Annotated in this window: 13 protein-coding genes; 9 read left to right on the forward strand and 4 right to left on the reverse strand. The window is 42.8% G+C overall.

From position 1 onward, the window contains the following. Positions 1-38: 38 nt before the first annotated feature. Positions 39-323 (reverse strand): DUF3081 domain-containing protein, encoded by a 285-nt coding sequence (locus EGC82_RS18610; protein ID WP_124732071.1) that lies wholly within the window; start codon positions 321-323, stop codon positions 39-41. A gap of 212 nt (positions 324-535) precedes the next feature. Between EGC82_RS18610 and EGC82_RS18615 the strand changes: the two genes are divergently transcribed. Continuing rightward, positions 536-1489 carry a sodium-dependent bicarbonate transport family permease gene (locus EGC82_RS18615; RefSeq protein ID WP_124732072.1) on the forward strand — a complete coding sequence of 318 codons (954 nt, stop codon included), beginning with the start codon at positions 536-538 and terminating at the stop codon, positions 1487-1489. A 379-nt stretch (positions 1490-1868) separates the two neighbouring features. Here the strand turns inward: EGC82_RS18615 and glnE are convergent, their stop codons facing one another. Further along, positions 1869-4724, reverse strand: coding sequence for a bifunctional [glutamate--ammonia ligase]-adenylyl-L-tyrosine phosphorylase/[glutamate--ammonia-ligase] adenylyltransferase (glnE, locus tag EGC82_RS18620; protein ID WP_124732073.1), 2856 nt, complete (start codon positions 4722-4724; stop codon positions 1869-1871). Between the two features lie 157 nt (positions 4725-4881). Here glnE and EGC82_RS18625 point away from each other — a divergent pair, with 157 nt between their 5' ends. The 8 genes from EGC82_RS18625 (at position 4882) to EGC82_RS18660 (ending at position 11691) form a co-directional block, all read left to right on the forward strand. After that, positions 4882-5844 carry a hypothetical protein gene (locus EGC82_RS18625; RefSeq protein WP_124732074.1) on the forward strand — a complete coding sequence of 321 codons (963 nt, stop codon included), beginning with the start codon at positions 4882-4884 and terminating at the stop codon, positions 5842-5844. Positions 5845-5857: 13 nt separating this feature from the next. Next, on the forward strand, positions 5858-6757 hold the full coding sequence (locus tag EGC82_RS18630; protein WP_124732075.1) for a DUF350 domain-containing protein: 900 nt from the start codon (positions 5858-5860) through the stop codon (positions 6755-6757). A gap of 3 nt (positions 6758-6760) precedes the next feature. After that, a complete protein-coding gene (locus EGC82_RS18635) occupies positions 6761-8521 on the forward strand; it encodes a polyamine aminopropyltransferase (RefSeq protein WP_124732076.1) in 1761 nt (586 codons plus the stop codon). Between the two features lie 79 nt (positions 8522-8600). Next, positions 8601-9014 carry a YjfI family protein gene (locus tag EGC82_RS18640; RefSeq protein ID WP_124732077.1) on the forward strand — a complete coding sequence of 138 codons (414 nt, stop codon included), beginning with the start codon at positions 8601-8603 and terminating at the stop codon, positions 9012-9014. Between the two features lie 10 nt (positions 9015-9024). Then, positions 9025-9714 (forward strand): PspA/IM30 family protein, encoded by a 690-nt coding sequence (locus EGC82_RS18645; RefSeq protein ID WP_124732078.1) that lies wholly within the window; start codon positions 9025-9027, stop codon positions 9712-9714. Positions 9715-9720: 6 nt separating this feature from the next. Then, a complete protein-coding gene (locus EGC82_RS18650; RefSeq protein WP_124732079.1) occupies positions 9721-10374 on the forward strand; it encodes a hypothetical protein in 654 nt (217 codons plus the stop codon). A 23-nt stretch (positions 10375-10397) separates the two neighbouring features. Beyond that, complete coding sequence (locus tag EGC82_RS18655) at positions 10398-10733, forward strand: hypothetical protein (protein ID WP_124732080.1); 336 nt, start codon at positions 10398-10400, stop codon at positions 10731-10733. A gap of 130 nt (positions 10734-10863) precedes the next feature. Beyond that, the gene (locus tag EGC82_RS18660) at positions 10864-11691 is read left to right on the forward strand and encodes an ion transporter (protein ID WP_124732081.1); all 828 of its coding nucleotides are present in this window, start codon (positions 10864-10866) and stop codon (positions 11689-11691) included. Between the two features lie 127 nt (positions 11692-11818). Here the strand turns inward: EGC82_RS18660 and mrcB are convergent, their stop codons facing one another. Together mrcB and hrpB are read right to left on the reverse strand one after the other, a co-directional pair. Beyond that, positions 11819-14119 carry a penicillin-binding protein 1B gene (gene mrcB / locus EGC82_RS18665; protein WP_124732082.1) on the reverse strand — a complete coding sequence of 767 codons (2301 nt, stop codon included), beginning with the start codon at positions 14117-14119 and terminating at the stop codon, positions 11819-11821. Positions 14120-14186: 67 nt separating this feature from the next. Continuing rightward, positions 14187-16754 carry an ATP-dependent helicase HrpB gene (hrpB, locus tag EGC82_RS18670; RefSeq protein ID WP_462939091.1) on the reverse strand — a complete coding sequence of 856 codons (2568 nt, stop codon included), beginning with the start codon at positions 16752-16754 and terminating at the stop codon, positions 14187-14189. Between the last annotated feature and the right edge of the window lie 72 nt (positions 16755-16826).

The following is a 16826-nucleotide window of genomic DNA, read 5'->3' on the forward strand; positions in this document are numbered from 1 at the left end:
GTGCTAGGGTTAAAAGTATTGAATAATCCGGTATGAACTTAAGATGCTTGAAAATTTTCAACGTCATTAAAACGCAATAAAAAATTATCTAACGCATCATTGGTTGGGTATTCAAACTGATACTTATTGTGAAAAAACACCGTTAAACTGACCTGGGCATCAGACAAGGTAATGGTGTAACCATCATGGTCCGTTTGTGCACTAATGCCACAAAGCCAATAATCATGACCACTATAGCCATCTTCGAGCGAGCGTTTTTCGCCATATTGGGTAACTTTGTTAAACACTTTTAGTGCACGGTGAATATCAATTTCATTTTTCATTTAATGCTCTACTGTTAATATTTTTATATTGCTATTTAAAGATACTATACGCCAGCGGTACTTAATAGATCAGTAGTTAACAGATCTGCTTTTAATCGATATATCCGCTTAGATTTGTTCAATAGGGTAGTCTATTTTTCGCTTAAAACATTTCCCTTTGTTAACACAACAAGGCAGAATCACGATACTTTATAACAGATAGCAGCGATACCATGCCTGATATTGTAATTGCCTTTTTTGCCCTCGGTTTAATTGCCGGATTAATCAAATCAGATTTAAAAGTCCCCAAAGCGACCTATGAAACTTTATCTATTTTGCTAATGCTTACCCTCGGATTAAAGGGTGGCATGGCATTACATGGTGAAACAAGTAACTTAGTGATATCTGAATTACTGTCTGTTATTGCACTTGGGTTCATCATCCCATTGAGTTTGTATCCACTGCTGCGAAAACTCATCAAACTGCCGCAAAAAGAAGCCATTAGTATTGCCGCCCATTACGGCTCGGTCAGTGCAGGAACGTTTGCGGTCGTGATGGCCATGGTTGATAAGTCACAATGGCCATTACGACCTGAAACCACCCTCTATCTAGTATTGCTTGAATTGCCCGCTATTATCATTATGTTGTGGCTACATCGATACCTACAAGCCAAAACAGCCGGTAACGAAGTACATTCATCTGCTGGCAGTATTTTACATGAAGCCCTAACAAGCCGCGGCGTGGTGTTGTTATGCGGTGGTGTGGTCATAGGTTGGCTTTATGGCACCAGTGGCATGGCACCTTTAACACCGATGTTACTGGCTGGATTTAAAACATTATTAGCACTATTTTTATTAGAAATGGGCATTAGCACTGCTAAAGTGTGTTTCCCTATTCCTTACAAGCAATGGCGTTTATTAGTCTTTGCTGCGGTTGCACCATTTGTATTGGCATGGGTAGGCATTGGTTTAGGGGTGTTACTTGATTTACCCTCTGGCAGTATTTTAGTGTTGGCGGGCTTAAGCGCGAGTGCATCTTATATTGCTGCACCTGCAGCGATTAAAGCCGCCATCCCGGATGCGAATATTGGTTTGGCTATGTTGGCATCACTCGGGGTAACCTTTCCAATTAACGTCCTGATTGGCTTACCTATGTACCAATTATGGATTGAAAAAATATTAAGCTAAGCAACAACCCGTAAGCTTAATGCCTATTTTACATAGTCAGTATTACTGTAATGAGTCATATATAGTAACGATAAACCAGCGCTAGCCCATCATGTTAGTGTTGGTTTATCTAAACACCAATTAATGTATCGATTGATGTATTGATCGCATCGCTAGATCGAGTAATTCGATCAAAATACACTTCAACGATCATGTCGACCCTCTTCAATCATCGAGCCGTTGTAGAGTGTCTTTATTATCAAGTATCACTCTTCACTGTATTGGTAAACGCCACAAACAAAATAATAAAATACTACCAAGGAAGCTAAATGGCTAAGCACCAACCCCACTGTTAGCAAAGTGGTTAACCGTTTTGTTACCCACTTCGCTTACCTAATGATTAAACGTCTAAAATATCGTTATAAATTTCAATGACACTATCAGTTTTTGGCTGCACACTTTGCTTAGGTAACTTGCCTGGCAACTGCTGTAAGGTAAGCTCATGATTTTCATCACGGAGCCAACAGTAAGTTTGAGTTAGATGCTGAGCTTGCATGATAGGCAATAACTCCAATTCAGCTAATACCTCAAAAATGCGCACATTATCAGACCAAATAGTTAATTCATGATATTGGTGGGCATAGGCTAAGACTAAGTACTGGGCAATAAACTCGATGTCCGCAATACCACCCGCACTTTGTTTTAAATCAAATATTTCAGGTTCACCATGCAATAAATGCTCACGCATTTTTGTGCGCATGTCCCTGACAGCTTTAGCCAATTGCACTTTATCACGCTCTATTTGCAATACTTGCGCACGCAGTTCACTAAAGCGTCCTGCTAGCGAATAATCGCCAAACACAAAACGGGCACGTACTAACGCTTGATGCTCCCAGGTCCACGCTTCTTGTTGTAAATAGGCACCAAAATGTTCAATTTCACTCACTAGTAAACCAGAAGCACCTGACGGACGTAAACGCATATCCACTTCATATAGCTCGCCTGATGTAGTGCGAGTAGCAAACAAATGCACAATCCGCTGAGCTAGCTTTAGGTAAAAATAACCATTATCAATAGGACGGTCACCATCAGTGCTGCCAGCACCTGTATGTCCGTGTAGAAAAACCAAATCTAAATCAGAACCATATCCGAGCTCAATACCACCTAGTTTACCGTATCCAATCACCGCAAATCCCATGTTACTTGGACTTGTTCCCTCAGGGGTACCATGGCGAGAAGCCACCTGATGCCAGGCTTGTAGCACAACTTGTTCAATAATAGCTTCGGCCAAAAAGGTTAAATGATCGCTTACCTGCATAACAGGTAAAACGCCGGTCACATCAGCTGCAGCGATCTTAAGCTGTTGTGACAATTTAAACTGGCGCAATGCTTCCATTTGCTGCTCCATGTCATCTTCTGGCACTCGCAACAAATATTGGCGTAATTCGCTAGGATAATCATCAATAGAGGTAATGTCATACAGCTGCGACGGATCAATTAGCTCATCGAGCAACATGGGGAAATTAGCCAACTCGCGTGCAATCCAAGGGCTTGCACAACATAGACTGACTAACTGCTGCCTGGCACCTGGGTTTTCACATAAAAGCTCAAGGTAAGTGGTACGAGTTAAGATTTTATCCAGCACTTTGGCAACCGGCTTAAATGCCTGACTTGGTTTAGTCTGACTCACCAGCTCTTCAAGTAACTTAGGCATTAATTTGTCAAGAGTTTCACGTCCTCGCGGCCCAATAGAACGTTTCGATACCGTTTGATGCCAATCACTTAATAACGGCCATAATTCGCTATCATCAATTTGTTGTTCTTGTAGCAAGGCATTAGCGTCTTCATCTTGCTGCACATTCCAAAATAACGAAGTCCAATGATCATTATGCTCGTGGCTGTCTGTACCGCCAACCGTAGCATTAAAATGACCGTGGATGGTTGCCATTGCGCTGGTAATTTTTTCGCGTAGCTCAGCTTCGTTTTCAATACCTAACGGGTAACATAAACGTTGCCAATCAAGTTGATTATTCGGTAGGGTTTGCGTTTGTTTATCGTCAATAGCTTGTAGTAAATTCTCCACTCGACGTAAAATAATATAACTGTGTTTAAGCTCATCGACGGCTAAGTATTCCAATTGCCCTAAGCTGTACAAGGTATCAATGGCGCCAAATAAACTTTGCTGACGTAATGCAGGTTCGCGGCCACCGCGGATCAACTGAAAACTTTGCACCACGAATTCAACTTCACGGATCCCACCGGCGCCAAGTTTAATATTATCGGTTAATTGTCGACGCCTAACTTCTTGAGCAATCAATTGCTTCATTTTACGCAATGATTCAATCGCAGAAAAGTCGATATAGCGCCGATACACAAATGGCCGTAATAAGTCATGTAACTCATCACAATAGCCCGACCAAGGCCCAAGCACGCGAGCTTTGACCATGGCATAACGCTCCCAGTCACGCCCCTGCTCTTGGTAGTAATCTTCTAGACCACTAAAACTCACTACTAATGGACCACTTTCGCCATAAGGACGCAAACGCATATCGACGCGAAAGACAAATCCATCAACGGTCACTTGGTCGAGTAGATTGACCAAGCGCTGTCCCATACGAATAAAAAATTGTTGATTTGCCTGAGTCCGCCTTCCGCCAACCGTGTCACCATGTTCTGGAAAGGTAAAAATTAAATCAATGTCTGATGAAAAATTTAGTTCACGCCCACCTAATTTTCCCATACCTAAAATCAATAAGGGTTGCGGCTTACCCTCTGCACTCGTTGGTGTGCCATATTGCAAACACATCTCTTGATATAACCAATCGCGTCCAGCAATCACTAATGCCTCTGCTAATGCAGACAAATCGAGTAAAGACTCCTCGACTGGAGTGTAATTTAAAAAGTCACGCCAGGCTAAACGCACCATCTGTAGGTTACGATAGCGGCGCAAGGCCGACTTAACCTGCTCTTCTTGTGTTAAGTCCGCTATCAGCGAATGCAACTCAGCATCAAATTCACTGCGCACCACATCATCTAATAGACCATCAAATAACTGCACAATCCATTCTGGATGACGACAAAGCTGCTCACCTGCGTAGTCACTCAATCCAAACACGACCGTTAACTGTTGCTGTTGTATGGCTGTCAGAGTGGTTTTCGCTTCTGGCCAAACATCGCAGAGTCTTAACCAGTAACGATCTGCGCTGTCTAGCATCGCTGCAGATAATACCTTGTTACTTTGGTTTTGCATGGCAATAATGACCCCTAAAGAAAATGAACATTGGACATATTATGTCGTGAATGGTATATCTATCAGTCAGTCAAATGATCAGATTAATATCATTGACACTGAGATTACTATAACCTGTGTCATATTGAATTAGCACATGAAAAATCTACATTTTGGAGAAAACATGGTAGGTCACCTCCCCCGTGTACTCACATTGATAACGGTATTGTTTGTCACGCTGGCCCTTGGCGGTTGCGGCGACGATAGACCGGAACAAATTGCTAAGTACCAGCAACTGACCCAACAACGACTTGACCTGTTGGCCAGTTCGCTCGATAACAATCAGTTACGCAATGCGACGTTACTCAAACAATACACTCGTGTTCTCGCTCAGCGTCAATCCGACTTAACCCCATTACTAGAAGAGCTGGCTAAAGATGCCAGCACTGAAGGGCCAATGTTTAAGTCATTAACGCGTCGTTACAAAGATTTAAACGACAGCGCTAATTTTATTGATTTAGACCAACAGTTAGCAGAAGCACAGAATATTTATCAAGCCGCAGACACTAGCTTGTATAACGATATGCTTTCCGACCCAGTCAATGTTGTTGCCGATATGTCTAAAGGGCAACTCGCTCGAGTTAATGCTATTAGTCGTGAGGCAGAAGCCTTGGCAAATGGCACTGATGGCAGCGGTGCGGGTAGCCAACTTGTTGGTAATCCGGCTTACGGCAGCTGGCAAAATAATTCAAGTGGTACCTCTATCTGGGCTTGGTATGGCATGTACGCGATGTTTTCTAATTTTTCGCGCCCAATAGGTTACGGCAGTTGGTCAGGTAATCGTGGTTACAGCTATTATAATGATGTGGGACGGTACCGTTACACTTCACCAAAACAAGCAAGCTCACAAGCAAAAACTTTTGAGCAAACCAAAAAACGTTTTAATAGCCAAGGGAAACGATTCGATAGCCCTTATGCTAAAGCTCGAACAGGTTCTACTAGCTTGTCACGCCAAAGCACCAGTGCACCCAAAGCGAATAGCACCACTCAGAGCGCGAGTAGAAAATTTCGTTCGAGCTACTCAAAAGACAGCAGTTTCCGTAACTCAAGCAGCCGCACTAGTCGCGGTGTTCGCCGTGGAAAATAGGTAAGGACTCACCATGACATTTTTTCAAGAATATGGCTTAACTCAACATTTGGCGATTATTTTAGCCATTGATTTAACCATCGCTATTATTTTGCTGACGCTAATGCGTTATTTGCAGGGGTGGAGCGTTAAAGTCAACAGCAGTGCAGAGTTAGCCGAACGCGACAATTTTGCCTTTGGGATCAGTACTGCTGGTGCTGTGGCGGCTTTAGGTATTGTGCTTACAGGCGCCATCACTGGCGAAGCGGCACCGTCTTACTTAACCGAAGCTATAGGCATGTCGGCATACGGCTTGTTTGGCTTAATACTGATTAAGTTAGGCCGTTTTCTACATGATAAAATCGCCTTAAATGAATTTGCTAAAAACGATGAGATTCTTAAAGGTAATATTTCTGTTGCTGTGGTTGATGCTGCTGCGGCTATAGCCACTGCCATTATTATCCGTGCGGTATTAATGTGGGCTGAAGATATTACTCTAGATACCTTTATCGCTATTTTTAGTGCCTTTTTGATCTCACAACTGATGTTAGTGATACTAACCCGACTACGTGAAAAGCGTTATGCCAAACGTAATCAAGGCGCGTCAATGCAACAAGCATTAACTCAGGGCCAAACGGCATTAGCTCTTCGTCACAGCGGCTACATGATCGCCATGGCACTAAGCTTTAATGCGGCGAGTCATTTTATTGCTTATGATCCAACAGCCCATGTAAGCAACATTATTGGTTGGTGCGCATTCTCACTGATCATGCTGGTGGTATTGTCATTACTAATAACCATAGTGAAAAAACTGGTGTTAGCCGGTATCAATCTTGCTGAAGAAGTTGAGAAACAACAAAACATCGGTATTGCAGCCGTTGAAATGGCAATTAGTATTGCCGTTGCCCTTATTCTCACGGCGTTAATGGCTTAATTTATGACAACACCTTTGCTCGGCGATCTTCCCGCTAACACTACACTGGGGGACTCGCAGCAAAGTTCTCCTCCATCTCGTCAAGTATCATGGTTTGATGACGCTTTATTACTCGGCATTATGGCCTCATTGGCGGGATGCGGTCTTATTTATGAATACTTATTATCACACTATGCGGGTCGTATTCTCGGTGCATTAGAAGCCGCCATTTACACTATGATTGGCTTAATGATTGTGTCTATGGGGGTGGGCGCTTTTGCCGCACGTAAAATAAAATGCGCTTTTACTGGCTTTGCCATGCTCGAATTAACCGTAGCACTGTGTGGCTCTTTTGCCATTATCATTACCGCTGCTGTCATCGGATTCGGTCAACAATTGCCGTTAACCATCGCCAATACACTGGGCCTACCGCCGGATCATTTACCCAATGGTGGATTTATTGCCAGTTTGCAAACTCTCAGTGCATATTTACCTTATGTTTGGGGAGTATTACTCGGGTTAATGATTGGCATGGAAATTCCACTTATTGCTCGCGTTCGGCAATCTTTATCTGAAGCACACTTACTGCATAATGCCGGCACTATATATGGTGCCGATTATATTGGCGCTGGAATAGGCGCTGCTATCTGGGTCGGTTTTATGCTGGCCATTGATATTCAATTAGCTGCCGCACTTACAGCGAGCGTTAACCTACTCGCTGGACTGGTGTTTATTTGGCGTTTTTGGTCAAAAATAAATCATGTTAAATTACTGCTTATAGGCCATATTATTGCCAGTGTGGTGATTGGGTTATTAGCCGTTAAAGGCCCTACATGGGAACAGCATTTTAATAATCTTTTGTATAAAGATCATGTAGTGTATGCCAAAGCGACCCGTTTTCAGCAGCTCAATTTTACTGAGCGTTTGCGCGGCGGTGGTTTACCTCCCGTTTATAATTTATACATCAACGGTCGGTTACAATTTTCTAGCAGCGACGAACATATCTACCATAGCTTTTTGGTTCATCCCACATTGGCTGCCAGCGCACGACACGATAACGTATTAATTATTGGTGGTGGTGATGGCTTGGGGCTAAAACAAGTGCTCAAATGGCAACCTAAAGCGGTTACCTTAATGGATTTAGATAAGGATCTACTGGCATTATTTAAATCGCCACCAGCAGATATGCCACAACGCTTACGTGACGCATTACTGGCATTAAACGGCGACGCCTTAAACGATCCACGCCTAACCTTAATGGTGGACGATGCATTTAATGGGGTTGATAAGCTAATTCAAAATGGTCAAATGTTTGATGCCATCATTGTTGACTTACCCGACCCAAGTCATCCTGATTTAAACAAACTGTATTCAGACTTATTTTATCGTAAGCTTAATGAATTACTTAGCGCCGATGGCGTGATAACGGTGCAATCAACCTCTCCTTATCATGCGCCAAAAGCGTTTATATCGGTTGGCAAAACACTAACTGCATCAGGGTTTAATGTAAAACAGTATCACCATAATGTGCCTAGCTTTGGTGAATGGGGTTGGAGTATTGGCAGTAAAATGGGTAAAAACCCGCAGCAACGTCTTGCTGCATTAACCGATATACCAGTACCTGAAGAATGGCTAACCCCAGGACTGATACACGCTTCATTTGAGTTTCCAAAGAATTTCTATGCCGATATAGATAAAATCAAAGTGAACGAGATTGGTTCACTACAGCTGTATTACTATCATTTAGCGGCTTGGTCAGAAAATGAAGTAATTAATCTTTTTTAATTGGACCAGATAGCGCTTGACATATTATGTCTAGATGCTATCTTTACTCACAGACATAATATGTCAATTAAGGACGAATATGAACATCCATACCATTGCAAGTCACCTAAGCGGACTATGCGATAACAGCAAAACCGGTTTTCAGTTTGATTGTTATCCGATTGACGGTGATGTTGAAGTGTTACAAGTCAATATTGTCGGCCGAGAAGAAATTCCGGTATTTGTATCAGTAACTGACAACCAAATATTGTGTATCAGTTATTTGTGGGGCGAAAACGAAGTAAACCAAGCCCGCCGCGCTGAAATGTTCGAGACCATGTTAGAGCTCAACATTCCAATGCCATTATCATCGTTTGCTAAAATTGATGATAAATATGTGGTTTACGGTGCATTGTCTGTGCTATCAAGCATGGAAGAAATTGAACAAGAATTAGCAGTACTGTCAGACAACTGTCTGGAAGTCATCGACGAACTCGTCGAATTTTTACTCTAAGGAGCCAATTATGGGCATTCTAAACAAGATTCTTACAGCGTTTCGTGGTGGTGCAACTGAAGTTGGCCAGAATATCGTTGACGCAAATTCTACCCGTATTTTTGAACAAGAAATCCGTGATGCAGAAAAACATTTAACTCGCGCTAAACGTGAATTAACTGACGTCATGGCCAAAGAAATGCAAGCAAGCCGTGAAATTGATCGCTTAAAGCGTAGCGTTGTTGAGCACGAAGGTTATGTGACCCAAGCGCTGGATAAAGGCAATGAAGAATTAGCCATTGAAATTGCTGAAAAGATTGCTCAGCTAGATGAAGAGTTAGCTGAACAGCAGACAGCTAACGACAGCTTTAGCTCACATGCAGTGCGTTTAAAAGACTTAGTCAAAAAGACCGAGCGTCAGTTAAATGATTATCAACGTCAATTAACTATGGTCAAAACCACTGAAAGTGTGCAAAAAGCCACTGCAACTATTACCGACTCATTTGCATCAAGCAACTCAAAGTTGCTCAATGCTAAAGATTCACTTGAGCGTATCAAGGCACGTCAACAGCAATTTGATGATCGCTTAAAAGCATCTGAAACGTTAGCTGAAGAAAATAGTGATAAGTCATTACATGACAAACTCGCTCAAGCAGGTATTGGTGAGCAAAAGTCCAATGCTAATGCAGTGTTAGATCGCATTAAAGCACGAAAAGGCTAAGCGACTATGGGATTTCTTAGCGGCCTATTCGGCAAAAAAGAAGCCCCGAAGCGTCAGCTTGACCATCCTAATAAACTGCTCAAAGGTGATATGATCACCTTTGATGACAGTTTTGCTTTGCCTACGCATTTGCGTGGGCAACAGCTTAAGGTCGAGGCTATTCATACTTATGAATACCAGCGCTCGCAGCTTTGTGAATTCTTATTACGTGGCCACAGCGGCACCGCAATCTTTTTATCCTACGTGCAAGAAGACGAATCTTATTTAAGCATTTCAATGAAAATCAATCGCGAAGTAGTTGAGCAATTGTTTGACCTTGATGCTTTTGCTGAGGTATTTGAAGAGCCAGGCAAAGCAATACTCGCAGTACAAGCACTTCCAGCAGAGTTAACCACTGAATTGGATAAATGGCTCAGTGATGAATATCATCAAGTTGAATTTGCAAGTTTTGGTTACTTCCATCGTCAAGACTACCGGGACTTAAAGCCTCCTCAAAATGACGATGATGCTCGCGGTGAAGGTTTTGAAGGTTATAGCTTAGTTAATGCTGCAGACTCTCACGCGGTAGATGTTGAAGTTTACGAAAGTGGCGATACTGAAGTGATGCTGACGATATATCGCCCATTGACCGATATTAGAGATTACTGGCCAGCAAGCTGATACAAGTAGGAGACGATTTTCTAATGAGTTCAGGCAAACCGTTACCAGAGAAATGGCTTAAAAACCAACAAGCGGCCAAAGCAACTCAAGTGGCTTTTGATCTGGATGAGAAGTTTCAATACTCAATCCGAAAAGCGGCTTTAGACAAAGGCGTCAGCCCTTCAGACCAAATTAGGACTATACTTGGATTATCAGTCTCTAAACGTCCTAAGCGTCCTCGCTTAACCGTGTCATTAAATGCTGAAGACTACGTTATTTTAGCGCAAAAATACGGTTTAGAGAATGAATCGCAACTGGAAATTAAGAAGCGCGTATTAGATGACTTAGTCCATTTCGTTGATACTAAAGCATCAAAATAAATACTGGTCTTATCACATAACACCAACTAAAAATAACGCACTAGGCATCCGTCTTGTGCGTTTTTTGTTATGATAAGTTTAATCACTTCACCAAGCCTGACGGCTAACGAATGTAAGCGGACTTAACTACATGCTCGAATCAAAACGTTGGTCGATCAAAAACGTCGATGGTCCCAGTCCATTCGAACTTGCTATGATGGTGTTATCCCTAGTATCAGTGATCATTGTGCTGACAATTACCTTTGGTCAATTAGATGCTGAAACCAACAAAGTACTACTGTATATCGACAGTTCGATATGCGTTATTTTTATGTTTAAGTTTTTCCATGGCTTATACAAATCACGTAATAAAGCCTATTACTTTAGGCATCATTGGATAGATTTTGTTGCCAGTATTCCAGCCATTGAAGCACTTCGCTTCGCGCGCATATTTCAAATATTAAGAGTTATCCGACTGATCCGCATGAGCAGATCTTTATTAATCCCATTATTACGTCAACGAAAGCAATCTACTCTAGCCAGTTTATTAGTCGCTATGGTATTAATTTTAGCCACCGCATCGGTGCTTATTTTATTAGTCGAAAGCGCAGAACCTAACGCCAACATTCAAACCGCAGAACAAGCTATTTGGTGGGCATTAGTCACCATATCCACGGTCGGTTACGGTGACTTTTATCCCGTCAGTACTATTGGTCATGTCATTGGTGGGCTGGTGATTATCAGTGGGGTCAGCTTTTTTGGCGTTATCTCTGGTTACATGGCATCTGTTTTCGTTGCTCCCGATGAACAAGAACGTAACGAAGCACAAGAAGCTCAAGCTGCACATAAAGAACAGATTAATGACCAATTAAATCAGGCTCTGGAACAAATGCAGCAAAACCAGCTTAAAATGGAACAAAACCAACAACAAATGTTGGATGAAATCGCCAAACTAAGACACCAGCTAGATAAGAATTAATCATAAAACTAAACCAATATTAAGCTCAATAAAAAGCCCAAGGTAATTTATACCTTGGGCTTTTTTGTATTCACCGGTTGCATTCTAAAATGTATTTATATTATAGAAACTATCAACCAAGCCATTATTATTGACCCACTAACTTCTGCCACCAAGACAATGATTCACCACAATTGGCTACCGGATGGTAGCTAGAATCTAATGCAGGTAAACCAATAATATTATTACAATTTCCTTGCATAGCCGCACCCGTTGTACGATCAAAATAACCATTGATGACCCCATTGACGGGCATCATACGTAAACTAAGCGGCGGACGTTCGTGTAAAAAAGCTTGATACACTGCCATAGCACCACTGCTACCGTATAAACCAGTTTTACTGTTATCGTCTTGACCGACCCAAATTGCCGCTACATTACGCTCATCAAAGCCAGCAAACCACGAATCGCGGCTATCATTACTGGTACCGGTTTTACCGGCTAAACGTACTCCAGGAAACGCAGCGCCTAAACGTTTTGCTGTGCCACTAAGCACCACTTGATTCATTGCATATTGGACTAAGTAATCGGTAGCTGGATCGATTGCCATCGACGATGGTACACGGCTCACATCTAATGCTTGGTTTTGACTGTCTAGCACTGCGGTAATTGATGATAACTTTCGATAACGTCCTTCATCGGCAAGGGTTTGATAAACTTGTGCCACCATTAATGGTGAGCCATTTACCGCACCAAGAAGCATTGATGGGTATGGCGAGACATCATCATTCCAACCTGACTTTTTCAACGTTGCAACAACCTTCTCTACTCCAACAGCCAAACCGACATTGACAGTAGGAACATTCATTGAGTTTTTAAAGGCGCTTAATAAAGGCACTTGGCCAGTGAATTTTTTATCTACGTTTTTAGGAGACCAGGTTTTACCTTGCTCATTTGTTAACGTGATAGGTTTGTCATCAATAGGTGTTGCTAAGGTAAACTTATCAGCTTGACGTAATGCACTGGCATACACGAATGGTTTAATTAACGAACCGATTGGACGTCTAATTTCTACCGCACGGTTAAAACCTTCATAACTGGGTTGTTTATCACCCACCATGGCAGCAATACCGCCGGTATATTTGTCAGTAACAACCATACCGACTTGAACGTTTTTAGCTCGTTTATCTAATGATGCCATGGTAGACAACACCGCTTTTTCGGCGGCTTCTTGGGCCATAGGATCAAGTGTGGTATACACTTTAACGCCAGATTGTTTCAGTAACGAATCGCCATAACGGTCGCGTAACTCTTGTTTTACCACGGCAAAGAATGCCGGTAATTTTTGGTGTACTGATTTTGCAGCACTGCGTAGGCCAATAGGTGACTCTGTAGCGGCTTTATATTGGGCAACAGTTAATTTATCGCTTTCCATTAGTAAGCGTAAGACTAAATCACGTCGATCTTGGGCTCGTTCAGGATAACGCCAAGGGTTGTAATAAGAAGGTCCTTTAATTACTGCCACCAAAAAGGCCTGCTGCGATACGGTCAGCTCGCCTATAGGACGGCCAAAATAAAATTGTGAAGCCAGACCCATACCATGTACACCACGGGCTTTATCTTGGCCCATATAGACTTCATTGAGGTAAGCTTCTAGAATCTCATCTTTGCTATAACGAAAATCGATAATCAATGCCATGATGGCTTCACGCACTTTACGCACAATTGAGCGTTCGCTACTTAAAAAGAAATTTTTGGCTAATTGTTGGGTTAAGGTAGAACCACCTTGAACCGTCCGACCCGCGGTAATATTGACGACTGCAGCACGTGCAATAGCCAGAGGATTAACCCCAAAGTGGTCATAAAAACTCCGATCTTCTACCAGAATCAGCGCGTCAATGATCATCGATGGCATCTCTGGCGTTCGCACAAATAAGCGATCTTCGCCATCGCCGGCAATAATCCGATCAAGTAATACCGGTTCTAAGTGAAATACCGCTAATTCACGTTTATCAGACATCCTCTTAACCGAGCTAACACCTTCAGAGTCAAAGCTAATCATTACTTGCTGCTCAGCTTGATTACCTTCTGGATGTAAAAATGGACGACGCCATAATTCAATACGAGTGCTGGATGCTGAAAACTCACCTACTTGACGTGGATTAGCCACTTTACGATAACCAAGTAGTTTTAGTTCGGCCATTAACTGAGGATGGTTTATTGCAGCCCCTGGATACAGAGCCATTGAACGACTAAAAACTTGCGCAGGTAAATGCCATTTTTGACCTTCAAATTTTTGAGCAATAATTTGATCTAAATAGATGGCATAAAAACTCACTACAGCGATACCGACAATGGATAGTTTCCATGTAAGTGACCACAGTTTTTGCCACCAAGATGGGCCACTTTTTTTGGTGGTTGCCGAAGACTTTTTGGTTTTTTTAGTCATAAATAATGGTTTCATTTTCCATATAACGCTGAATTATTACATGTTATTAATAAGCAATATTGCTTATTTACACGCCTGGTGTTTTCTTTTTAGTAAATTTTGTTGCCACAGTATTGACCGGATCGTCTGGCCATAAATGCCTTGGATAGCGACCGCGCATTTCTTTTTTTACATCCGTATAAGGGCCCTGCCAAAAACTGGCTAAATCTGCCGTCGCGGCTAATGGGCGCTGTGCTGGCGACAATAGCTCCATCGTTACGGTCATTTTACCGTGTAATATTGTTGGGCTTTGCGCTAAACCTAATGCTTCTTGGAGGCGTACACTTAATAAAGCTCGGCCTTGTTGTTGATGGTTATGATAAAAATGTCCGTCGGCGTCAAGAGGCATCTGATAGCGGATCGGCGCACTAGTTCCGGTTGCCATCGGCCAATGAGTCGGCACCAATTGTTCTAACAGTTGCTGTTGTTGCCAATTGAGCAAGTTCTTAACTAATCCATAAGCACTCACTTTAGCCAATGCGGCTAATGAACGAATGTTATCTAAATGTGGTCCAAGCCAATCTTCTAATGTCGCCAACAAATACTTATCACTTAAGCAAGGCCAATCATGCTCTGGCGCAAAGTGTCGGGCTAATTCAACCCGATATTGTAACTGGATTAAAGCATCATCGCGATTAAGGATTGTTAACCCTTTTATACGGATCTGTTCTAATAATGCGGCGGTAATGTGTACCCGTTCAGGTATCAGACCGGTGTCGATTTTAATAATAATCTCACCAATTTTGGTGTGTTTCTCTGCAAAAAACCGCCCTTTAGCATCATCCCAACCACCTTGAATGTGAGTGGTTACTAACGAAGCTAATTCTGCAGTAAACAAACGTTCATCTAACCTTACAGCGAGGTAAACCTGACCAGCATTACGACCTTGAGTCTCTTGAAAGTCGGCGACCACTAACCAAGGCTCATGCGCCAAACTATCTTCGGCACGGATCACCACACCTGTACCATTACTTAATAAAAAGCCTTCATTACCCCGAGCTTTAGCAATACGGTCAGGGTAAGCAAGTGCTAACAAATAACTAATATCACGAGTCGATGCATTACGTATTGTTTCACCAACTTGACCCGATATCGCCAAGGACTGCTGCCATTGCCTAACTTGTTGCTTAATTGGCCCCTGTAAAGCCTCGTTCAAATAATGATGAATATCAGCGCCTTTTTTGGGTAAGCCACGGGCTTCAATAATGCCCGCTAACACACAGGCCAATAAACACAGTTGCGGCTGATGAGTATCCTGAACAAGTTGTTTGGCTTTAAGCAGCATATGCGCTAAACGCGGATGACAACCTAGTGCATAGGCATCATGGCCTAACGCGGTTAATTTACGCTCTGGGTCAATCAATTCAAGTTGTTGTAATAATCGCCATGCGACTTGTTCATGGATGGCTGGCGGTGGTGTTAATAATAATAACTCCGCAAATGATTTAGCTCCCCAGGTAGCGCAATCAAGTGCCATCGAAGTTAATTCGGCTTGAGTAATTTCAGGCTCATCAACTTTGCGCATGCGCCCGTGTTCTTCTTGGCTCCACAAGCGCACACAATAACCGGCCGCTAAACGCCCTGCACGGCCACTACGTTGAATAGCTGACGCTTGGCTAATGCGCTTAAGCCCTAGGCGTGTTACGCCTGTTTTGGGGTTAAAACTCGCTTCTCGTCGATAACCGCTGTCTACCACTAGGGTTATGCCTTCGATAGTTAAGCTTGATTCGGCCACATTGGTCGCCAGCACTATCTTACGTTTTCCAGGCTCTGCAGCGCGAATGGCTTGATCTTGCTCTGCCGACGACAAGTCGCCATACATAGGGCAAATAAGCCATGATGCATCCAAACGCTCGCGCAATAATCCCGCAAGCTTACGAATTTCACCTTTACCTGGTAAAAAAGCTAATACACTACCATGCTGGTAGGTTGCCAATTCAGTTGAGCTGATGGTGTCAATGATCACCCGTGACATGTGCGTAAGCCATAATTGCTGACTTGGGCAAGGCTGATAAGCAATCTCAACTGCAAAACTGCGCCCATCACTGTGGATCTGTGCAGCGGCGGGCATTAATGTGTTTAGCGGTAGACCAGACAGGGTCGCAGACATGGCAATAATATGTAAATCTTCACGCAATGATTGCTGCACTTCTAATGCTAAGGCTAGGCCTAAATCTGTCGGCAGATGACGCTCATGTATTTCATCGAAAATAACCACATCTATTCCGCTAAGTTCAGGGTCTTGTTGGATCATTCGGGTCAAAATGCCTTCGGTGACAATTTCTAATCGAGTATGAGCACTGACTTTTGACTCACCGCGCACACGATAACCTACCTGTTGACCAACCGTTTGTCCCAATTGTTGAGCAATAAATTGCGCTACATTTCGGGCGGCAACTCGACGCGGTTCTAACATCAGAATTTTGCCACTAATTTCAGGCCAAGCTAGCATCGCTAATGGCAATGCGGTTGATTTCCCCGCCCCGGTAGGTGCTTCAAGAATAATTTGACAATGGGTAGCAAACTGCGCGCGCAAAGAGTTGAGTACCGCGTGAATGGGTAATTTGGTGGTAATCGGTGATTCTGCTTGCGGCAATGCTTGTTTTGAGGTCAACGGAATTAACTTTTACGGCTATTTTCTGGCGCTCATTTTACCTATAATTGTTTC

It is taken from the genome of Shewanella livingstonensis (assembly GCF_003855395.1).
Taxonomy (GTDB): Bacteria; Pseudomonadota; Gammaproteobacteria; order Enterobacterales; family Shewanellaceae; genus Shewanella; species Shewanella livingstonensis.